This window comes from Pradoshia sp. Z6_59 (assembly GCF_058267515.1).
Genome location: NZ_JBZCPP010000021.1, coordinates 1 through 22,210, shown reverse-complemented (window position 1 = coordinate 22,210; position 22,210 = coordinate 1). Strand labels below are relative to the sequence as shown.

21 protein-coding genes are annotated in these 22,210 nt (G+C 35.8%); 16 read left to right on the top strand and 5 right to left on the bottom strand.

Going from position 1 to position 22,210, the window contains the following annotated elements; all coding sequences use genetic code 11:
* The first annotated feature begins 360 nt into the window (after positions 1-360).
* The 6 genes from AC4D4B_RS16760 to AC4D4B_RS16735 all read left to right on the top strand — a co-directional run bounded on the left by AC4D4B_RS16760 (position 361) and on the right by AC4D4B_RS16735 (position 5,111).
* Positions 361-774, top strand: a complete 414-nt coding sequence (locus AC4D4B_RS16760) for a MerR family transcriptional regulator (RefSeq protein WP_490994697.1) — start codon at positions 361-363, stop codon at positions 772-774.
* A 47-nt stretch (positions 775-821) separates the two neighbouring features.
* Positions 822-2,156: a type I glutamate--ammonia ligase gene (glnA, locus tag AC4D4B_RS16755; RefSeq protein WP_490994696.1), complete on the top strand. Its 1,335-nt coding sequence runs from the start codon at positions 822-824 to the stop codon at positions 2,154-2,156.
* A 1,200-nt stretch (positions 2,157-3,356) separates the two neighbouring features.
* The gene (locus tag AC4D4B_RS16750) at positions 3,357-3,974 is read left to right on the top strand and encodes a glycoside hydrolase family 25 protein (protein ID WP_491000557.1); all 618 of its coding nucleotides are present in this window, start codon (positions 3,357-3,359) and stop codon (positions 3,972-3,974) included.
* A gap of 166 nt (positions 3,975-4,140) precedes the next feature.
* Positions 4,141-4,455 (top strand): hemolysin XhlA family protein, encoded by a 315-nt coding sequence (locus AC4D4B_RS16745; RefSeq protein WP_490994694.1) that lies wholly within the window; start codon positions 4,141-4,143, stop codon positions 4,453-4,455.
* 12 nt (positions 4,456-4,467) lie between these two features.
* Entirely contained in the window at positions 4,468-4,845 is a 378-nt protein-coding gene (locus AC4D4B_RS16740) for a hypothetical protein (protein WP_490994693.1), read from the top strand.
* 149 nt (positions 4,846-4,994) lie between these two features.
* Positions 4,995-5,111 (top strand): phage holin, encoded by a 117-nt coding sequence (locus tag AC4D4B_RS16735; RefSeq protein ID WP_490994766.1) that lies wholly within the window; start codon positions 4,995-4,997, stop codon positions 5,109-5,111.
* 122 nt (positions 5,112-5,233) lie between these two features.
* Here the strand turns inward: AC4D4B_RS16735 and AC4D4B_RS16730 are convergent, their stop codons facing one another.
* The 4 genes from AC4D4B_RS16730 to AC4D4B_RS16715 all read right to left on the bottom strand — a co-directional run bounded on the left by AC4D4B_RS16730 (position 5,234) and on the right by AC4D4B_RS16715 (position 12,952).
* Complete coding sequence (locus tag AC4D4B_RS16730; protein WP_491000556.1) at positions 5,234-7,615, bottom strand: DUF6359 domain-containing protein; 2,382 nt, start codon at positions 7,613-7,615, stop codon at positions 5,234-5,236.
* Between the two features lie 894 nt (positions 7,616-8,509).
* A complete protein-coding gene (locus AC4D4B_RS16725) occupies positions 8,510-9,277 on the bottom strand; it encodes a YqjF family protein (protein WP_491000555.1) in 768 nt (255 codons plus the stop codon).
* Between the two features lie 269 nt (positions 9,278-9,546).
* Positions 9,547-9,825: a Parvovirus coat protein VP1-like protein gene (locus tag AC4D4B_RS16720; protein WP_490994689.1), complete on the bottom strand. Its 279-nt coding sequence runs from the start codon at positions 9,823-9,825 to the stop codon at positions 9,547-9,549.
* 190 nt (positions 9,826-10,015) lie between these two features.
* A complete protein-coding gene (locus tag AC4D4B_RS16715) occupies positions 10,016-12,952 on the bottom strand; it encodes an SH3 domain-containing protein (protein WP_491000554.1) in 2,937 nt (978 codons plus the stop codon).
* Positions 12,953-13,234: 282 nt separating this feature from the next.
* On the opposite strand from AC4D4B_RS16715, the gene AC4D4B_RS16710 reads away from it, so the two are divergent.
* Positions 13,235-13,927, top strand: a complete 693-nt coding sequence (locus tag AC4D4B_RS16710; RefSeq protein ID WP_490994687.1) for a DUF1919 domain-containing protein — start codon at positions 13,235-13,237, stop codon at positions 13,925-13,927.
* A gap of 112 nt (positions 13,928-14,039) precedes the next feature.
* Here AC4D4B_RS16710 and AC4D4B_RS16705 read toward each other — a convergent pair whose 3' ends face one another.
* A complete protein-coding gene (locus tag AC4D4B_RS16705; RefSeq protein ID WP_490994686.1) occupies positions 14,040-14,501 on the bottom strand; it encodes a PH domain-containing protein in 462 nt (153 codons plus the stop codon).
* Positions 14,502-14,880: 379 nt separating this feature from the next.
* On the opposite strand from AC4D4B_RS16705, the gene AC4D4B_RS16700 reads away from it, so the two are divergent.
* From AC4D4B_RS16700 to AC4D4B_RS16660, 9 genes are all read left to right on the top strand, one after another.
* Positions 14,881-15,681 (top strand): hypothetical protein, encoded by an 801-nt coding sequence (locus AC4D4B_RS16700; RefSeq protein WP_490994685.1) that lies wholly within the window; start codon positions 14,881-14,883, stop codon positions 15,679-15,681.
* A gap of 24 nt (positions 15,682-15,705) precedes the next feature.
* Positions 15,706-16,785 carry a toxic anion resistance protein gene (locus tag AC4D4B_RS16695; protein WP_066104191.1) on the top strand — a complete coding sequence of 360 codons (1,080 nt, stop codon included), beginning with the start codon at positions 15,706-15,708 and terminating at the stop codon, positions 16,783-16,785.
* Between the two features lie 13 nt (positions 16,786-16,798).
* Positions 16,799-17,167, top strand: coding sequence for a hypothetical protein (locus AC4D4B_RS16690; protein ID WP_490994684.1), 369 nt, complete (start codon positions 16,799-16,801; stop codon positions 17,165-17,167).
* Positions 17,168-17,609: 442 nt separating this feature from the next.
* The gene (locus AC4D4B_RS16685) at positions 17,610-17,951 is read left to right on the top strand and encodes a hypothetical protein (RefSeq protein WP_491000553.1); all 342 of its coding nucleotides are present in this window, start codon (positions 17,610-17,612) and stop codon (positions 17,949-17,951) included.
* Positions 17,952-18,404: 453 nt separating this feature from the next.
* Positions 18,405-18,923 (top strand): hypothetical protein, encoded by a 519-nt coding sequence (locus AC4D4B_RS16680; protein ID WP_490994682.1) that lies wholly within the window; start codon positions 18,405-18,407, stop codon positions 18,921-18,923.
* A 142-nt stretch (positions 18,924-19,065) separates the two neighbouring features.
* Positions 19,066-19,509, top strand: coding sequence for an NUDIX hydrolase (locus tag AC4D4B_RS16675; RefSeq protein ID WP_490553217.1), 444 nt, complete (start codon positions 19,066-19,068; stop codon positions 19,507-19,509).
* Between the two features lie 227 nt (positions 19,510-19,736).
* The gene (locus tag AC4D4B_RS16670; RefSeq protein WP_491000552.1) at positions 19,737-20,273 is read left to right on the top strand and encodes a GNAT family N-acetyltransferase; all 537 of its coding nucleotides are present in this window, start codon (positions 19,737-19,739) and stop codon (positions 20,271-20,273) included.
* A 201-nt stretch (positions 20,274-20,474) separates the two neighbouring features.
* The gene (locus tag AC4D4B_RS16665; protein WP_490558981.1) at positions 20,475-21,020 is read left to right on the top strand and encodes a GNAT family N-acetyltransferase; all 546 of its coding nucleotides are present in this window, start codon (positions 20,475-20,477) and stop codon (positions 21,018-21,020) included.
* Positions 21,021-21,130: 110 nt separating this feature from the next.
* Complete coding sequence (locus AC4D4B_RS16660; RefSeq protein WP_490558980.1) at positions 21,131-21,970, top strand: tyrosine-type recombinase/integrase; 840 nt, start codon at positions 21,131-21,133, stop codon at positions 21,968-21,970.
* Positions 21,971-22,210 lie beyond the last annotated feature (240 nt).

Sequence of the window (22,210 nt, the reverse complement as noted above, 5' to 3'; positions counted from 1 at the left end):
ATTGGCTGCAAAACTTAAATTATAAAAGGATCACTAAAATTCTTGGGTTGAGTATTATAATTTTATTGTTAATCTGGTCCTTGTTACTTTTGATGGACTTTGTGTTCCCTTTTGCGCGGTAGGAAGCAGGGGGTTGAATATAGCTTAAGAATTTCCGAGCAATTGGAAGTTCTTTTTTTTAAAATCTTATCGATAAATTACTAGATTAATTACTGACAAATAGGGTAAAAGAAGTAAAGTAGTTAAAATGATACATTACTCCTGAAATTCCATGTAAGAAAACCTCACATACGATTGACAAAGAAGTTCACATGGCATAAACTAACAATATCAAGAAGAGTTTTGAAGGAGGATGTAGTGGTGAGCGGTAACATCAGAAGAACCATGCCACTTTTTCCAATGAGTATTGTCATGCAGCTGACCGATTTAACTGCACGGCAAATTCGTTATTATGAAGAACATAAATTGGTTTATCCAGCCAGGACAGAGGGGAATCGAAGGATGTTTTCCTTAAACGATATCGATCGTCTTTTGGAAATTAAAGAATTGCTTGATCAAGGTATAAATATGGCCGGGATTAAAAAAATTCTTGAACCTTCTGCTTATAATGAAACTGAAATAATTGCTAAGGATGAACATTCCAAAGAAGAACAAAAGCCAGAATTGACCAATGCGCAATTAAGAAAATTACTGCGCGATGAAATTTTAAAGGCTGGCCGCTTTACAACGAGAGGCAGCAACCAATCTGGTGATATGCATAGGTTTTTTAATTAAAATTAAAATATAAAAAAGCTTTATTATTTAAGGGAGGAAAAAGGAAGATGGGGAAATACACTGCGGATGATATTAGGAAATTAGCTAAAGAAGAAAATGTAAAATTTATTCGATTACAATTTACCGACATTCTGGGAACAATTAAAAACGTAGAAATTCCAGTAAGTCAGCTTGATAAAGCATTAGAAAATAAAATGATGTTTGATGGTTCATCCATTGAAGGGTTCGTTCGTATTGAAGAATCTGATATGCTTTTATATCCAGATCTTGATACATGGGTAATTTTTCCTTGGACTGCTGAAAAAGGAAAAGTGGCTCGTTTAATTTGTGATATTTACAATCCGGATGGAACACCATTCTCAGGTGACCCACGTGCTAATTTAAAACGTGTGTTAGAGGAAATGAAAGAGTTAGGTTTCACAGATTTCAATCTTGGGCCTGAGCCAGAATTCTTCTTATTCAAATTAGATCAAGCAGGGGAACCAACTTTGGAGTTAAATGATAAAGGCGGATACTTTGACCTTGCTCCTACAGATTTAGGTGAAAACTGCCGTCGCGATATCGTTCTTGAGCTAGAAGAGATGGGATTTGAAATTGAAGCATCCCACCATGAGGTAGCTCCAGGGCAACATGAGATTGATTTTAAATATGCTGATGCGATTACAGCTTGTGACCAAATCCAAACATTCAAATTAGTAGTAAAAACAATCGCTCGTAAACATGGCTTGCACGCAACGTTCATGGCTAAACCATTGTTCGGTGTGAATGGTTCCGGTATGCACATGAACTTGTCTTTATTCTCTGAAGGGAAGAATGTTTTCTACGATACAAAAGGAAATATCGAATTGAGCGAGACAGCTCATCAATTCATTGCTGGTATCATTGAGCATGCGCCTGCATTCACAGCAGTAACAAATCCAACAGTTAACTCATACAAACGTCTAGTTCCTGGATACGAAGCACCTTGTTATGTTGCATGGTCTGCTCGTAACCGTAGCCCGTTGATCCGTATTCCGGCTTCCCGTGGATTGAGCACACGTGTTGAGGTACGTTCTGTTGACCCAACTGCAAATCCATACCTAGCTATGGCAGTATTACTTAGCGCTGGTCTTGATGGCATAAGAAATCAGAAAAAAGCTCCAGCACCAATTGACCGTAATATCTATGTAATGTCTGCGCAAGAACGTGCTGAAGAAGGTATTAAAGATCTTCCTTCTACGTTATATCAAGCATTAGTAGAATTACAAAAAAATCCTGTCATCATGAACGGTCTAGGTGATCATATCCTGGAACACTTTGTAGAAGCAAAAGAGATTGAATGGGATATGTTCCGCACCCAAGTTCATCCATGGGAGAGAGAACAATATCTTCAAATGTATTAATAGCCGAAACCCTTGACACTACCAGTGTTGAGGGTTTTTTATTTGGTGGGGCAATCATATGTATTTAGATTGTCCAAATTTTCACTACCTTTTGTGAAATCTTCGAATATCTCCATAGTATCTTTTTCGATTTTCTTAGTAGACATCAGCGGTGATCTGCATGGATCCATGACTCAAACGTTTTTGAATGTATTTCGAAGTTCCTGATTATGGGAGTAGAACAACATGAGTATGCCTTAAAGCGTGAATTGGTATCTTTGGCAATCTGGCTCTTTTATGGATTCGTTCCATAGCATTAAAAAGTTACAGGAATTGATTATCCTGTGCGAAAATTTTGTTAAAGTATAATTGGAACGCTATGCGGTAATATGTGAAGAATAAATAAGAGGGTTCCAAAGTGGGAGTCCTCTTATTTGTATATGGCAAATGAACCACATCTTGAGCCTCTTGTTGAAGTTATATACCAACGCTATTATTAACGTAAGTCGGATAAAGGATGAATATATATGAAGAAACTTTTGTGTATTTTCCACACCATGCGGTTACGCTATTTGCTTCAACATGTGGAATCATCTAAGGAAGTGAATCAAAAAATTCTTCTTTTGCATTTAAAATTAAACGAATTAGAAAAGCTAAAAAATTAAAATTAATGGGACTTTCCACTGTGGGAGTCCTCTTTTTTATAAAAACTTTTCCCCTCTTATTTAATAAATCGCCTCTGAAGGGAGTGGCGTATTGGCACTAATCGTTAGCATTGAAAATATATTACGATACAATTATTTTTCAAAAACTAATAGTATGTACTGTGCGATAGCCTGAGTTCGGAAAAATTACAATATTTACAATTCTGTGTTTTGACGATATACTTTAGTTGTACTTTCTCATTGAAGCCACTTTTGATATTTGTTTAATAACCTTACAGAAAGAAGTCTGAGTATTTAATACTTAGACTTTTTTCGTTCTAATGTTTATTTTTTTAAATCTGATAAAACCAGGTGTATGCTCGGTCTATATAGTGTACACCACCCCTTAAGGGAAGGAGGGAAGTCTTGCCATTTAAGGATTTGATATAAAAAAAAGAGAGGCAGTTTTTATGCTCCGCAAAATCGCCTTTCCTCTATCAAAAACTGTAGACAACGTTTATTTTAAGAGTCCCTCGAGGCTCTTTTATATATTCTAATAAAAAGGGGGGTGATTATTATGGGTAAAATTATTGATATTTCGCATCACCAGCCGCCATCTTCTATAAACTATGACAAACTAGCCAAGGAAGTGGATTTAGTTATTGTTCGTACTCAGTATGGATCTTCTACAATCGACAGACATTATAAAACTCATCACAGGGAATTAAATAAGCGTGGTGTACCAACTAATGCTTATGCGTGGGTAAGGGGGATTTCGATCTCTGATATGGAGAAAGAGGCTACTGATTTTTATAACCGGACTAAAGAATTTAGGCCACCTGTTTACTGGCTTGATGTTGAGGAAAAGAGAATGAAAGATATGAGAGCAGGGGTTAAGGCCTATGTAAAGAAATTGAGAGCTCTTGGGGCAAAGAAAGTAGGAATATATATTGCCAATCATCTTTATAAATCCCTTAATATCGATATAAGAGACTTTGATGCTGTTTGGATACCTTCTTATGGACATAACGACGGCAAGCGAGCAAGTAGCCGAAAACCAAACTATGCCTGCGACTTATGGCAGTTTACAGACAAAGGAAGAGTAGATGGATATGCTGGTAATTTAGATTTAAATGCTATTATAAGTAATAAACCACTGATTTTTTTCACGGGTAATAATGAGCAAATCACATAGTATGAGGGGACTTCAAGCCGGAGTCCTCTTTTTTTTGCCTAAAGTGATGCTCGTGTAAAGTGAGCCATTCTCTTGGCCAACTATTTAGACATTAAATGATAGTTATATAGTCTAATTATGGAACAAAAGAAAGATTCTTCGCATATGATGAGGGTGAAGGTTACAGATGTTAAAACAGTTGGTGATGAATATGTCAGAAGAATTCAAAGAGTACAAGCGTCAGACGGAAGGGCAATTTGATAAACAGGACGTGCGTTTTGAAAAACATGAATTCCGGATGGACAAGCAGGAAGATCGGTTGGACCAAATGCGCAGTACACAAATTGTACACGATCAGCAGATTGCTGGTATTTTAGAAACCCTCAAAGACATTAAAGGAGATACTGTATGGTTAAGAAGAACTGTGACCGCTTCCGTTATAGGTGGAACTATTCCAGCGGTTATCGGTTTTATTGTGTTTGCTATACAAAAACTGAACTAAGGAGGGTGGATGATGAAAAGGTCTATACCATATTTTGAAGCACTAGTCAGTATATTGAGCTATTACCTTGCTTCGGTATGTATGTTCAACAATGATATGTTTCAGCAATTGCCAGAGTTATATGGAACTTTAAGTCAGTTGGGAAGCGAGACATTGTTTGCTCTCATTTTCTTTTCTGCAGCTACTATAAAGGTTATTGGCATGGTTATTAATAGTCATGTAATGAGAAAGTTTGGGTTAGGGTTATCCGCCTTAATTTATTTAATCATTGCCGTTTCTTATGCCGCGAGTGACATGCCTTTAAACTGGGGTACGGGGATTTTCTTTTTGCTGTCTGCATTCAGCCTTTTAAATATATTTGAAGTTAAGCATACTAAGTTAATAGAGTGATAGATATGAAGTGGAAAGTACGTTTAAAAACCCAATCTTATTATTGCATTTACTACTTTAGTCACTAGCTTTATATATAAATTGCTCGGTTTAATAGGAGTCATGCCGTCTGTCGCAGAAGATGATGTTACACATTGGTTTTGCTTTTTGTGGATATATTAGCTGGGATTGGTATTGTTCAGGATCCGACAACTAAAGGAATAGGAGACAGTCAACAAGCCTTGAGTTATGAAGTTCCTAGAGATGACAAAACCAATGTTGTATAAAGTCCACAGGAGCTCTTATGCTTAAGATGCGCTACCTATGACGTATCCTATCAAAAATCTGTCATGCATAAAAGAAGAGAAGGCGATCCTTTAAGACCACCTTCTCTAGACTTTAATGAACATTATTTTAGCATGGTTTGAATTAATACAGGGTCATGATCACTTGCCCGCCCATGTTCTTCCATGAAGGCAGCGTTGATGTGAACGATATCAACAGCTGTACGCAATGTTAGTGGTTTCGAAACAAGGATATGGTCTAGCACTTGTAAATTTCCTTGATAGGCATACGTATAGCGGTCAATTGAGGGAATCAAATCAATCATATTCGTCAATTCCCTGCCCTTCAGTGTTTTGAGTGTATCTGTAAATTCAAAATCATTTAAGTCTCCGAGAGCAATAATATTTGCATACTTGTCCTTGGACTGAATTTCTTTTACAAATTGATTCACCACATTTGCTATGCTAATGCGTTGCTCTTCACTAGACAATATAGCCGGCTGGTTTTTTCCAAAGAGCGGCTGGTCCCCGCCTTTTGAATTGAAATGGTTAGCGATGACAATAACATCCTTGCCATTAAAGGTAAATTGGGCAGCTAAAGGCTTACGGCTACTATCAAATGCAGGATTTTCAGGATCAATTCGTCCTGGATTTGCTGTCAGTTTGCCATTTTCATAGCGGACTGCTTCATTCGCACTGCCCTTTGGAGCAGAAGTGAGTGACACTCGCTCCGGGTTATATAAAAATCCGACACGGATATTGGCTCCAGGAGCGCCTCCATCTTGATTATTTACCGGGGCGATATCAGTGAATGAATAAGTGGGACCGCCCAGCTCTTTAATTTTATCAATTAATGTTTGATAGCTAGCACTTGCATCCGTATTACCGCTATTTGTGGCACCATCATTGTCCTGAATTTCAGTCAGTCCAATGATATCAGGTTGGTTTAGGTTGTCTGTAATAGCTTTTGCAAGTTTTGTAGTTTTTTCATCGCTCTCCTTAGGGGAGAAATTTTCTACGTTATAGGAAGCGACTGTCAGTTTTTTGGCATGTTGCTTAAATTTCGTTACCTCTTGTTTCAGGGAGCCGTTTTTAAGTTGCGGTAATTGATCTTTATCAGAAAGAATCCGGTAATTGCTGAAACCATAGCTTACAATTCCATGAATATCTCTCGTAAATGAATCGCCTGTCTTGGTAACAAAGCTTGAATCTCCAGTATCAACGATGAGTCGCTCTGGATTATAATCCTTTTCTGAAATCCTTAAGCCACCTGCCAAGGTGTTGAGTAACGTATATTTTGACACTACATATAGTTCGCCATAATCCTGCGGTGCAATGACCTTTGGCTGTTTAATGTTTACGAGCATTCCCTCTAGGCTCTCGTAATAATCTATGCCGTCCTGATACGGATCAAACTTGCCGAACTGGTCGTTATCGATGACTTGCGTTGGCTGTCCTTTAAGCGGGCTAATCTCAATCGGCTTAGGGAGCGGTTGTGAGTCTTTTACAATCGTAATGTTAGTAGCATTGATTTCCGTAACCGGTAAATCCGTTGTTAATTTTTCTGCATAACCTTCTAGTACCCATTCTTTGACCTGACCGCTTGCTTTAATGGTATTACCAACTTGTGCACCATGGTTTCTTTTATAGACAAGTATACCTTCTGAGGTGGAAGGGTTTTTATCAGCCGTTAGAGATTGCATATAGAAGTTGTTAGCATCTGCAATATAAGTTACGATGCCTTCAACATCTGCCACATATTGATCCTGAAAAGGAGAGTAGTGCTCAGCACCTTGAATGTCATGTATCTGTAAACCACTAGTGGCAATGTAATAGGTTAGTGATACAATATCACTGTTTTTATAGCCGTCTGCTATGACGATTGCTTTAATTGTTGTGTTCTCTGTGATGAGGATGGGGGTCGTGTACACTTGGCTGTCTATGGTAGGGTCCATCCCATTTGTTGTATAGTAGATGGTTGCGTTTTCTGTCTCTGTTGTTAAGGAAATAGCTGTTCCAGCTGATACTGGTCCGGGAGAGACTGAGCTCTCAGCAACGGCAGCTTTCGGAGTTGGATCATGTTCTTCTGCAAAAACAATGGAGGTAGGTGATTTTAATCCAGGCACTGTATAGTAAGCCTCAAGATTTCCGGTAACTTGAATTTTACTACCGATGATGGAAGGATTGGACTGCAGCCCAAATTCTGCTCGGAATTTAGCTGGGAGCTGGATAGGAAGCAGTTTTTCTTTATCCGTTTCATTAGGTGAATCAGCGAGCGCAATATTAAAATCACTGCTGAATGGTGCTTCAAAATCGTAGCTATTATTTCCTGTCGTATGGGCAACGATATAGCCTTCAACAGTAGCATTGCCTGTATTGTTTGCTATTGCCTCTGTAACAGTAATGGGTCCATCTGCCTTGGGTGTTACCGCAGGAATGAACGATAAGAGGAGCAGGAACACGAGAAAGGCTGGGACGAAGAAACGATTAATATTGGATTTTGACATTCGACACTCTCCTTTAAATTTCTATCATTTCTCCCATATACTACAAAAAAGAGGGCAATCAGTACAGGGTGGTTAGATTCATCTTTCTGTTGAAAGTTAGGAATGGTATAAGTAAATAGTCATGATTCTATCATTTTTTAGGAAGTAAAGAATCCGAATCCTCATTTTGTGAAGGTAGAAATTTCTTTTTGTAAAATATATCGTTTTTCTTCTATTAAGTATAGGGTTGAGAGGATGCTATAGCAGGGAGAGTTGAGGAGAGAGTTATTTGTGTTCTTGGCATCTTTTTTAAAAGGGTAACATTTATTGAAGTTAAGGTGCAGGTTTGATGAACTAGGTTAGAAAAATAGAGGTTAAGATTTATAAAAAAATATTGAGAATACACTAAGTAAGAAAAGTATGAATAGAGGTTGAATTTAAGCAAATAAAAACCCCGCTCAATCGAAACGGGGGACTTTTAGTTCGGCATATCTTTTTGCAACTAAATACTTTAGTTGTTCTAAATCTTCTAATGTAGTTTTATTTCCGATATAGTCTTTAATAACCGGAGGTATGGTTATTGAATCGATTTTTTTCGTTGGCTCTTTTATGTCCATTTTCTCATCTATCCTTCTGAAAAACTATTATAGTACCATTATATAGTTACAATATTACGAACAGATTAATAGGAGTTTACATTTAAATATTATTAAGAAGTCAAAAAGAATACCAATAATACCGAGATGGGGATTAAGATCCGCTAGAAATCATGCGCCCAACAGAAGGGAATGATAAAAAGGAGAATGAATTAAGAAGGGTTCGGCAAAAATTACCCAATCCTTTTATCTTATATAGTCTACAGATTGTATATTTTCATATAGCATAATTTAATCGATAGTAAACCCAGTATATAGATTATTTGTCGGTGGAGCGTTGAATTCTACCCACAATTTTTGGAGGGAAAAATAAAAATCGCTTTCTTCTTGAGTAATGCATATGCTGTGGTGTAGGATCGAGCGTTTCATCTTGTAAAAAATCGAGCATCGTATTAGTTGATATATACGCAAGAACCATACTAACTTTCCATTGATCGTGATGAATATCCCCTCGTATGATTAAATTCCCTAAAATGCTATACATACTGTACCGTTCTAATAACCAAAAATCCAAAGATTCCGGCAGGGGCTCATATAAAATCTGCTGACGTTCATAATGAACATTGAGTTGATAGGTTTGTTTACTGCTTTCTCGTACACTTTGAAAATAAAATTGATCCTTTGCTTGTTGAAAGTACATATGTGCTTTTTTATATGGTAGGCCTAATCCTAATTGTGCTCCCAAGACGGCTAATAGTTTGTCCGCATCTAAACTAAAAAAATAAATACCTGGTACACCCTTGTATTTAACATATGTACGTACATTCAGCTCTAAATACGTATGAAGATATGGAAAATGCGGAAGCCCTCTTGCTCTCATTTTAGTTATTTTAAAGGGAATAATTGAAATCCATGCTTTTCCTTCATATAAATCAATTTCCAATTCCTCCGGCACATATGGACGGAGAAGGGTGGAGTCTAATTGATAATGTAAAAATAGCATATCATTCCATACCTGGGTCAGTATCCATGGTGACTTTGGTAGAGGAAAAGGACGATGTTTCGTTTCATTAAACTCAAAATACATAAATCCCCCTCATTTCTTTAAGTATATTAAATGTTTTGCCCATATATATTGATATTAAACATTCCGATAAAGCAATACGGATTAATAAGAAGGACTAGAACAAGAAGGAAAGAAATTTACATATAATATATAAAAGTGAATATAGCAGAGGGGAAATATGAAACTAAATATAAAATTTCGACATCTAATAATGCTGAAGTAATATATAAGTTAAAAGTAAAGACCTCTCCAACCAGAAAGATTTGAGAGGCTTTTTATAGTTCCTGGTTTTAATATCGGAGATCATACCTAAGGCGCATAACATTGTAAAACAATCGAGCATCTCGTCCCATTTTTGTTCGAGGGTTTATTTGGGATTGAAGGCAATTTAACAGCATTTCGTCACACTGTTTAGTGGGTCCAAACCGCTCATAACAGTCATCATGTTTCTTGCAGCATGAGTCTACTTGATTAGTAGGTCCCCATGGACCGGAACAGCCTGGACCGCACCAATTATATCCTGGATAACATAATCCTTTGCCAGGACGTCTTCGTCTTCTTCTTTGCATACTTCCACCTCCATATAAATCTTTATAATTAATATATGAGGAGTTGGACAAAACGTAAGGGCAGATAAATGGCTAATGTTTACTTGGATTTTAATTAGGTTGCTGTGACAAAACAAATATATTCTTATAGAAAAAAGCCCAGAGTGTTAATCTCTGGGCTACGACTAAGAAATGATAATCTCGCAATCTATTATTTATTCAACTCACGGATAATATGCATTCCGGAAACCCATCCTTGTGTATCATTTGAAAGGTTCACTTTATACCATCCATTGCTGGTTATCGGATTGTTTTTTGAATCAACCGATAGCTCAATATATTGATAATTAGATAGGGTGCCGACCACACTGCTGCCTGTATTTGCAGCAGAACGGACATTTAAGGATGTAGCATCCACACGCGCCAGATTTTTAACGGACATGTATTTATAGTAACTGCTTAACCCAAAACTGGAGGTGTAATACATGTTGCCTTTATATTTTATTTTTAAAGTCTCATTATTATGTTTTTCTAGCAAATTAAAGGTTTCTCCAGCTTTAATGCTGGCAGAGGATCCTGAGTTTGTTTTTGTTACATATTCAGAACTGACCCAGCCGGTTTTTCCGTTATATTGAACTTTATACCAGCTACCGCTTGCACTAAGAAAGGTTATTGTTGCCCCATTAGGTATGGTGAGCAAAATAGAACCATTTGTTGAAGCACTAGAACGCAAATTTAGATTAGAAGTTGTCTTATAAACGGTTGAACCTGTATTATCTGCTGATGCCAGATTAATGGTTGTATGTGCTACCGCAATAGTACCAGTAGGAAAGACATCTTTTGCATCAGGATAAGAGGGTCTGCTTGGCACCGTTTTATTCGGGGGGGCATTTTTGGCACCCTCGTTATTGTAATCAAGCATTGCCGACATATGTTTGGCAATCGCTTTTCCCCAATTTGAATCGGTCGCATAATAAAAATTCATCCCGCTGCTTAGACTGTCGATTCTATTCCCATTACTATCTTTAACGGTAGAACCAAGATACGCGCCTTTATAGGACCAGTAACCTTCATTTAAATACGTAGCTTTCATCATTTGAGCAATAAATTCAATATTTGATTTGATTGTATTAAATTTGACAGCACCCACAAATGGAGCTGCATCATAGGCTCCGTAACCAAACAGATTGTTTTTGGCTAGTGATATAGTTGATTTACCGAAATTGCTCTCGTGAATGGCATGTGCTGCAAGATACAAAGCATTCACGCCATATTTGTTTGCTGCATCAATAAATATGCTTCCCCTGTTAAATAGAACACTGTTGGAGGAGGTTGCATTATTCGCAATATACGTATTAATTTGTGCAGCTGTTACGGATGATTTTGTCCTTAAATCAATCGTTACATAGGAATCTGAACTGATTGGATTAGTGGAGTCGGAGGTAGATGCTCCTTTTACCAGATAGGATGAGCTGACCCAGCCTGTAAGTGAGTTATAGGAAACCTTATACCATGATCCGTTTTTGGATAAATACGTAACCTGTTTTCCTTTAGGTATAGTAGTAAGGACAGCTCCACTGGTAGAGGCTGAATTCCGGAACTTCAAATTAGCAGTTGTCGTATAAATCTCATTATTCTTTACTTCCTCTTTTTTATCTTCAGTTGTTTCCTTTAGGAATTCAGAGCTAACCCAACCTGTTTTGTTTCCGTACTTCACCTTATACCAAAAACTGCTTTTTGATAGATAGGTAACTTTCTCTCCTTTTGGGATAAGCGTTAATACAGACCCCTGGGTAGAAGCCTCAGTTCTTAGATTCAGTCTGGCCGTTGTTTGATAAGTCAAATTCTCCTTTGGTTTTTCAACAGAAGGGGAGGGACTCTCATTTTTAACCGGTGTAACACCTTTTAAATAGCTGGAACTGACCCAACCAGTTTTACCGCTATATTTTACCTTAAACCATGAACCGCTCTTGGAAACATAAGTAACAGATTTGCCTTCAGGAATCGTTGTTAAAATAGATCCTTTCGTCGAAGCGGATGATCGTAAATTAAGATTAGCATTAGTTTGGTACTTCACTTCCTGTGTAGGTTTTGCCACAACGGAAGGGGTGCTGCTCGTTGGTTTGGCAGCAGCTGAGCTAGCTTTTAAATAACTGGAGCTGACCCAACCGGTTTTACCGCTATATTTTACCTTGAACCAAGAACCGCTTTTGGAAACATAAGTAACAGACTTACCTTTAGGAATCGTCGTTAAAATGAATCCTTTTGTTGAAGCGGAAGATCGTAAATTAAGATTAGCATTAGTTTGGTACTTCACTTCCTGTGTAGGTTTTGCCACAGTGGAAGGGGTGCTGCTCGTTGGTTTAGCAGCAGCTGAGTTAGCTTTTAAATAACTGGAGCTGACCCAACCGGTTTTACCGCTATATTTCACCTTGAACCAAGAACCGCTTTTGGAAACATAAGTAACGGATTTCCCTTTTGGAATCGTCGTTAAAATAGATCCTTTCGTTGAAGCGGATGATCGTAAATTAAGGTTAGCTTTCGTTGTGTATGAAGATGAACTGCTGGTAACAACAGCAGATTTAACCACAGCAGCAGGTTCAACCTTAGCTTTCTCATTTATTTTTTTTACATAATCTGAACTAACCCAGCCTGTAGTAGTTTGATATTTTACTTTAATCCAAGAACCACTAGTGGAAATATAGGTTAGGGTTTTCCCTTTCGGAATGGTTTTCAGGATTTTCCCGTTGGTAGACGCTTTGGATCGTAAGTTAAGATTAGCTGTAGTTTGATAGCCAGAGATAATGGCTTTATCAGAAGTAATATTTTCAGCTTTCTTCACATACTTATTATTAACCCAACCTGTGCGATTGTTGAATTTCACTTTGAACCAAGAACCACTTTTTGAAAGGTAGCTAATTTTTTCCCCTTTAGGAATGGTTAATAGTACAGAGCTTTTAGTAGAATTACTGACTCGTAAATTTAAATTAGAAGTGGTTTCGTAATACGTAACACTAGATGCTTCAGCCTTTTTGGTGTCCAATAATTTTAATGATGTATCCCCGCTATATAGGATAAATCCTGCAGATAATAAAAGTGTTGTACCCTTATAGACCAATGGCTTATGGCTTGCCTTTTGATTTTGCAAATGTACATCCTCCTTTATTCTCCCTCAGTTTTACAAAGCTGTATGGCATATGTTTTTGTCAGACAACAGCAGAGATCAGTTAAATCAACCCCTAAAAAAATAAGGGTAAAATGAGTAACTAAAAAATGTCTCCAGCATAAAATGTCATAGAGGGTGCTATAGCACATATCGGCATAATTTGGGAAAAGTTTAGCGAGAAATGTAAGATTCCATAAATTAGATGTTATTTTTTTATTAAAAAAAGGAATAAAGGTAATAATAATGTAGAAAGGGGGAGATAAAATGGAAGGTTATCTACAAAATATAACAAAAAAGATATCTAGTTACTGTTTTCATCTGGATATGAAAACGAAAGTGAAAAACCGACATTTCACGATTGTCTCAGATAATGATTGGGGCAAGATAGTTTATGATGAATTAGGTATGGAATATCAAACTCCATTTGTAGGAATGTTCATATTTGCACCGGATTATATTGAACTGTTATCTAACTTTGAGCACTATATGAAATCTCCCCTTAAATTTACACTCCATTCAAAATACGATGGTGTATCGGGTGTTTATCCCATTGGGCTGTTGGGCCAGAAAGTAGAGATCCATTTCTATTCCTATAAGTATAAACAAACAGCATTAAATGACTGGAATGAAAGAGTTAAACGTATAAATTGGGATCAGCTGTTTTTTAAATTCAGCGATCAGTATCAGTGCAGAAAAGAATGTATTGAAACGTTCAATCAGTTGCCTTTAAAAAACAAAGTCTGTTTTACGGCTAGGCCAATGGGACATTTAGACAATGTGATTTGTTTTTCAAATCAACACATAGAAACCAAATTAGAAAATGAGCTAGTGGATTATAAAAAATACTTTGATGTAGCATCTTGGCTGAATACAGGAGAAGTGATTAAGAAAGAGCCTGAAAAAAGAAAAGCCAATTTTGAACTGCATTTTCCTTTTAAGCTAATCGGCAACAAATAGATAATGAATTTAAACACCGGTGTTTTCCGGTGTTTTTTATGTGCTCATGGTATGAGACCGACGCTACGGGGAGATTGCACGTTAAAATAAGGAGTAATCTATTAATTTTATCCTAACTCTCCGTACGATCTTCAAATGGGTTATCCGCTTTTATGTGTGGATTTTGCTTTAATAATTGACGAACAAACTGAGTTTGGTTTTTTGGTGAAATGGCAATCGTATTATATCCTGTAAAATTAATTTCTATTTTATCCATAGATAGGGCAGGAGCTGTAAAAGGATTTCTGGTTTTTCTTATACTGATAATTGTATCAATCATAATTTTCTTCTTAAATGGACCGTAGCGTATGGTGAGGAGGTTTTCCGATATTGTATATCCTGTTTTAAACCATATCCACAATAAACAAAAACCAACTGGTACTAACAGAACAATTTTAACCCATTGCTTGTCTAAGAAATCAGGGGTCATCCAAACACTAATGTTTGGAAATGAAATAGGTGAAAGAATAAAAAGAAATGCGAATAACCAAATAATAGCGGTCATCCATATGTCTCTTTTTGATGGAAAATACATGCAACCATCCTCCGTTTATTTGTATCTATACATTCTTGTTGGAACGTTTTTAGATCATATATAGCCTTCAAATTAAAGGGTGAATTTTAATGAAAACTACCCATCGATGGGCCGTTTTACGATTTGGGTTACCTTTTAATTCTATTTTACCAAAACTATCCATATTCTAGTTAAAAATATAAGTTGCTATTCTGAAATTTTATATTAAGATATTCGCTTCAAAAAAAGATAGTATATAAATATAGTTTTTCTTGAGCTATCCATTATTTTCGACAAAACCATTAGAAGAAATGAAAATTACCAATGTTTTTTGAAACTATCTCTCTGTTTGTTCGTATGTATAGTATGATAAAATTGCCTTAGAAAGGGGTGACTGTTTATGTTCTATATGATCCTTCTTGGATTGGTAGGAGCTACAGCTGTAGTTTTTCTGCAGGACGCAAAACCAGCAGGACCAAAACAGGAACGTTTGGCAAATGTGATGAAGCGAATAGCCGGTAAAAATCAAAAAGACCAGTTTGTATGCACGCAATTGGATGATCGTTATGCCCATTATGTATATGAATTGGATTCAAATATACTTTCCATCTTGGCTGGTCCGGATTACATTACGATTAATGCGCAAAAAGCTAAAACAAAACAGCCTTTACTGGATGTTCGATACGATACCAGGTCGAGAGTTTATACAGAAAAGAAAATCTCCGAACAACTATTAAAGAAAGAAAGCGATTTAGAAAAGATTGATCTCTTTTTAAGATGGGCCATTATGAGTTTCCAGCCAGATAAAATGAAAACGATATATCAAAATAACAATAACTTCACTGCTCTTATAAATGAGCTGGAAGATGCGAGAAATAGAAACTATCTATCTTCACCGATTGACCATGCCTTTACTCAAATTATCCCAAGCCTGGGTTATTTACTGGAGCATGTGGATCTCATCTCTGATGTTGATTATGAGCATCAGGTTAAGGAGACAATAATTAAAGATTTACGTAAGCTGATTGCTGACTTTAGTCAATTGGAATCCAAACAACAAGAAAAGTATGAACATGATACATTAAATCGACTGATTATCATACAGGAGCGAATTACACAAATTCGCAGGCATATAGACAATACAAGGGAATTTGATTTAAAGAAAACACTGACTACAATCGATCAAAGATACGAAAAATAATGTCGGACAAGAGGTGGAAAACCGATGAGTGAACAAAATAGGGAATTTGATGAAACAGCGATTCAATCATTCATAAATCCCGAAGATATGAAAAAATTAAATGATGAAGCAACTCAGGTCGTCAAAAAAATATCTGACACAGATGCACATAATATTGACTCCGTCCTAGAGCATTTAAGCAATTTCGGCGGCAATGAGCAACGTATGGCTGGGGAATCATTAAACAGTCTGCGCAGACCGGTTAAAGATATGATGGACAATAAGGACAATCACGATATACCAACTAATCTGCTGAAGCTTCGCGAGGCGGTATCTGACCTAAATCCAAATGCCTATCAGACAAAAGGAATAGCAAAGATTGTTCCGAAGTTTTTGCGCAAGAGTTCAAATGAAAAGTTTATTGCTAAGTATCAAACGGTGGAAAAGAATATTGATGAAATCGTTCAGTCCTTACTTAGAGGAAGAGATATGCTTCAGGAGGATAATGCTGAGCTTGATGTCATCAAAAAAGATGTCCATGAAAAAATTTACCTCTTAGATAAACAAATCTATATGGGTCAGCATCTTTTCCAAATGATTGAGGATAAAAAGAACGATCCGGAGTGGCAGAATAAGCAGCAGCTTGTCATGGAAGCACAGGAGAAAATCATTGTACGAACAAAGAATATGAGCTCTATGGTAAATGTGCTGCAGCAGTCCCTTGCTTCCGTTGATATTATCAAGAAAAATAATGATAAATTAAAAGAAGCCATTCGGAATGCAATTGACACGACTAAGAACTTAGCTCCCGTTACATCTGCAATTCATTTGGCCTTGCAAAATCAGGAAAGAATCATTACAGCAATCAATGATGTGAATGAAGCTACAGAAAACATGATTTTGGCAAACGCGCAAATGCTAAAAGAAAACACAGAAAAAACAACGAAGCTCTTGGAGAATCCATCTATCTCGATTGAAAAGCTCCAAAAGGCTTACCAGGATATTTATTCTGCTATTGAGACCCAGGAAGCATCCAGCAGAAGGATTATCGCCAGCAGTAAAGAGTTTGTAACGAAGCTGGATGATATGAACAGAGAAATGAAAACGAAGCTATTAAATCAATAAGGGGGAAGAAACCATGCAATATGTTAGATATTCTCTCTTGCTACTAACCTGTTATTTGACCGTGATGTTCAGTGGATTTATACCAGTGGTATTCTTTGATTCATTTGGAATGTTCCTGGGTTCCTATATTTCCATGTCCATCGGGATTACAATTCTTTTATTTGGCTTATTCTTTATGAAGATGAAAGAAAACCATTCATTGAAAATGAAGTTGCTTGTTATTAATACGATTGGCTTCCTGCTTTTCCATTTTAATTTTGCAGGATATACTTCATACAACTCCATGGTACTGTGTTATCCCATCCTAGCAGTCTTAACATTGGTTGCGTACGACAAGTATTATAAAAAGCAGAAGGATAAAGGAAATCGCATATACTACTGAAACGCCGAATGAATCGGCGTTTTTTTCTGTTTTAAAAAGACCAGGTTGCCAAACTAACGGGTTCTCTTTTGAGGGAGAAAAATAGAAATAACAAGACGTATAACACAACAATTAATAATGTAAAACGCAACAATATTTCGTTGCGATTTTTTTGATATAAAAGGATTTAAATAAAACAATACCTCTTTTGGTTACTTAATTCGTCTAGTATTTAGCTTGCTTTTTAACATCGTTACAATAGCTATTGTCAATTTGCGATTGGGCTTGTTAATTTGCTTAAGATAATCATAGGTGATTTAGTAAAAAGGAATAAAAGGAACCTTAATCGAATATTTAACAAAGTTTAAATTGATTGAAGCTTACTAAAGTGGCAGTTTAGTTTAAAAGGCCCATTAATTTGAACTTACAGTAACAAATATAAAAGAGGGTATGAGGGATAATTTTGATTAAAGGATATTCAAAAATTTACTTACAAAAGGTTGAAAGTTTAAATAAACAAGGGTTAGTTTACTCAATAAATACAGGTGGTAAAACCATAGGGAAATTACAAGAATCCAAAAATTCCTCGAAAAAGTCAGGCAATCAATTGATAAAGCTGGCCAGCCTGATTCTCCTAGCTATACCTAAGAGAATAATCTTAGAAAATTTAGAAATAGATTTATTAAATGAAGAAGGAAAAAGTGTAGGTTATATAAAAAAAGAGATTGGATTTCATAAAGATTTAATTTTATACACGAAAAATGGAGAACATATTGCCACTGTGAAATCAACTTCAAAAGGGTAAGTCACCATCAATAAAAGTTATTGATGCAAATGGCAATGAATTATTAACAGCAATAGGTAGTTATGATGCAATAGATTTCACAGTTAGGGACAACAGTACAAATAAACTTTTAACTACAATTAAGAAACGCTCCTTATTTTATGAAACGATAAAAGAAAATTTATTCAACAATGATGGTTATCATATAGAAAATAGTGATTATAAAGAGGGTGTAGTATTTGAACTTATTGGAATAGTGGTTGCTATTGATATTCACTTCCATATGGGGGAATGAATTGTGAACTTTTCTACTTTACCTATGGGCATTGATCCAAGGAGGATTAATGCCTTTTTGAGTTGAATTTCTTATTGTAGAAAAGGGGCAGTTTAGCTTAACAGGAGCAACTGAGAAAATAACATAAAGTTAATTCAAGTATTTAAGAGTTACAATATAAGACGGGGGGAAGAGATGAGTTGGGGAAACGGACAAAAACAATCGCATTTTATGTTATATCAATGATTGTTACATATGCGATATTTGCAAGTATAGAGAGTGCAAAACTAAGTTCTAAAACTGTCGATGAAGCATTTGAAAAGTTTAAGAATGAATTTGTTGAAACTGAAATCGGTGATAAAGAATTTTACCGAATTGGGAATTCTACATTTGTGCCATTTGAAGTTGGAAATACTGTTTCATTAGTCCAGTTTGAAAAAGGGATATTCGGTTGGAAACCAACCTATTATTCTCACGATGAGGATAGAGGTTCTTCCTATACAAGTTTTGCTGATGGAGATATCCTTTTGCACGGGGTCATACCAAAAGATATAGTGGCTGAAACGAAGATCATAAAAGTGAATGGAATAGAGGCAGATATTGTTAGGCTCAATGATAAAACGAGAGTTTGGATTTTGATGAACAATAAACCAAAAAACTTTTCTAACATAAACATAGACTTCTTAGATAATGACGGACATATAATCAGTGAAATATAAATACAAATAACATTTCTAAAGGTAGTTGCTATTATTGTGAATAAGTATACTTAAACAAACGGGGCAGTTTAGCTCAATAAGAATAATTGATTTGGTATTACAAAGGTATTGGTATTGGTATTGGTATTGGGGGATATTGTATATGGCTGTCATAACATTTGGGCAAAAAGAAGAGGATAAAGAATATATATTAAGACCTGCCGTTTATTGTCTAATGTTTAATAAACAGAAGGATAAAATCGCAATAATTGAAACAGGTGATGGTAAGTATTTTCTTCCTGGCGGAGGAATAGAAAATACTGAGACACACGAAGAGTGTATGAAAAGGGAAGCATTAGAAGAAATGGGAATGGATATAGAATTGGGACGTTTCATCGGGTGTGCTCAGAGATATTTCTTTTCAACAAATGAATGTAAATATTACCTTAGTGAAGGTCATTTTTATTTATGTGAAATGGGATTGCAAGTAAGCGAACCAACAGAAGAGGATAACTTTCTTATATGGGCTGAACCAATTCAAGCAGTAGAAAAATTATTTCACGATCATCAGATTTGGGCAGTAAACAAAGCTCTAAAAATGATATGAATTATTGAGCTATCGGGGTCATTGATCTAAGAAGGATTAATGGCCTTTTATGTTGAACTTCTTATTGAAGTAAAGGGGCAGTTTAGTGATACTCCATTTTATTATGTTATGTATAAAACTTATATAATTTGTCTTTTTTATATCATAGCCCTAATAGATTAATGTAATCGAAGTAAGTACATATACTCTAAACAATTTGAAACAAGAGAATAAAGGAGAATAATTAAATGAGATTAGAGAGCAAGAGAATTTATTTAAGACTGCTTTGCGAGTCAGATGCCCCTATTATATTAGGAAGTACGCTGGATAAAGAAATACGTTATATGACTGGGACTTCTTTTAATTTTTCATTACAACAAATTAAGACACATATAAATAATATAAATAATGATTCTAGTCGTTATGATTTCGCTATTTGTTTAAAAAGTAGTGATGAAATGATTGGGGAATTATCAATATACGATATTGATGAGGAGAATAAAAAGGCAGGATTTAGAATATCAATGGCTTCTACTTCATTAACAGGAAAAGGTTTTGGAACTGAAGCAATCAATATAGTTCTAAGTTTTGTTTTTGATCAACTCAATTTAAATCGTTTACAGTTAGAAGTATTTAGTCAAAATTTACGTGGAATCAGGGCGTATGAAAAAGTTGGATTTGTAAAAGAAGGCGTCTTACGTCAGTCCTTATATTACAATAAAGCATATTCAGATGAAATTATTATGGCAATACTTAAAAGTGATTACGAAAAGTTACTATTGTAATTGTCTTTGTTTGTGAATGAATATACTTAAACTAACAGGGGCGTTGATCCAGGAAGGGTTAATGCCTTTTAGTGTTGAATTCCTTATTGTAGAAACGGGGCAGTTTAGCTTAATAGTGTTTAATGTGAATTTATTAAATTTTGGTAAAATCAATATAGCAATGCTTTGCTACTAGAAAAAGAAGAAAGAGGTTAGGGGATTATGTTAATACATAAGGTGGATGATGAAGTTTCTTTGAGATTGTTTAATAAAGATGATGCTGGTGAGTTCTATGATTTAACGATAAATTCTAAGTCCTATTTAAAAGAGTGGCTCGGTTGGCTCGATTATACAAAGAGTGTAGAAGATACTGCACAAAATATTCAATCAAGATGTAAAGAACTTATGGAGAATGGTGGTTACCCCCAATCGTTCGCAATTATATATAATGGCAAAATTGCAGGTACAATCGGTTTCAATGAAATATATAAAGCTAATAAAATTGGTGTTGTGGGTTATTGGTTAGGTGAAGAATTCCAAGGCAACGGTATAATGTCGAAAGCATTCAAAGCATTAATAGATTACGGATTTAATGACCTTAAACTTAATCGAATTGAAGTTAGAGTCGCAGTTGAAAATAAAAAGAGTAGAGCACTTCCAGAAAGATTTGGTTTTAAGGAAGAAGGACGTATAAGACAAGCAGAGTGGTTATATGACCATTATGTAGATCACGTAATTTATGGTCTTTTGGCTAGTGAATGGGAGTAGCTTAAAACACAACTTTATTCCACTAACGGGGGCATTCGTTTAAGTAAATTGTAGTATTACTTCCTTTCTATTTGTCTATACTGATAAAAATAGATGAGGAGAGTAATAGGATGATACTATCTGAAGCGTGGGATTTATATAAAGCTGATAAACAGATTCAAGGATATTCAGCTCAGACTTTAAAGGCATATAATATCCAATTAAACTTGCTAATCCGGAATCTTGGTGATCGATCACTTGATGAAATTACCACTGATTCATTAAAGCTCTATCTTGGAAATGTGGCTGATCAATTAAAGGCTGCTAGTTTGAGTCATAGGATACGTTTTATAAAATCGCTGTTTAGATGGGCCCAAGATGAAAATGTCCTAAATGGTAATCCAGCCGCGAAAATCAAGGAACCAAAATCGGAGATTCGAATACCAAAGTTTTTATCTGAAGTAGAAATTGAGCATTTAAGAGAAGCTTGTCATACAACATTGGAAAATGCTTTATTCGAATTTATGTATTCAACCGGTTGTAGGATTGGAGAAGCCGTTCATTTGAATCGACAGTCCATCAATTTTTCTAATCAGTCCGTAATTGTCTTAGGCAAAGGAAATAAAGAAAGAGAAGTTTACTTTAACACTAGATGTGATATCTGGTTGAAGAGGTATTTGGATGAGAGAACTGATAATCAAGAAGCACTGTTCGTAACCATCCGTTCTCCCCATCGGATGAGTATATCTCAAATGAGATATATCATAAAACAGATTTCGAAAAGATCTGGTATTAATAAAAGCATTCACCCCCATCAATTGAGACATAGTTATGCCACTACTTTATTGAATAATGGTGCACCACTAGAAGTTATTCAAAATTTGATGGGACACGAAAAAAGCGAAACGACTAAAATCTACGCTTATTTAAGCGGGACACTGCGACGTGAATTATATAAAAAGTTTTTCTGATACGAATAGAGGCATTGGTCCAAGAAGGATTAATGTCTTTTTGTGTTGAATTTCTTATAGAAGTAAAGGGGCAGGTTAGCTCAATAATAAATGGTATAATTTAGCTAATTAAAACAAGGGAGTGAAGAGTTTGAGAAAAGTTCATATCTTGTTTTGTGTTGGCTTAATCATATTAATGTTAGGAATATATTTATCTTCTCTTTTATCCACGCATTGGGTTATAGTCGGCACGACACTTGC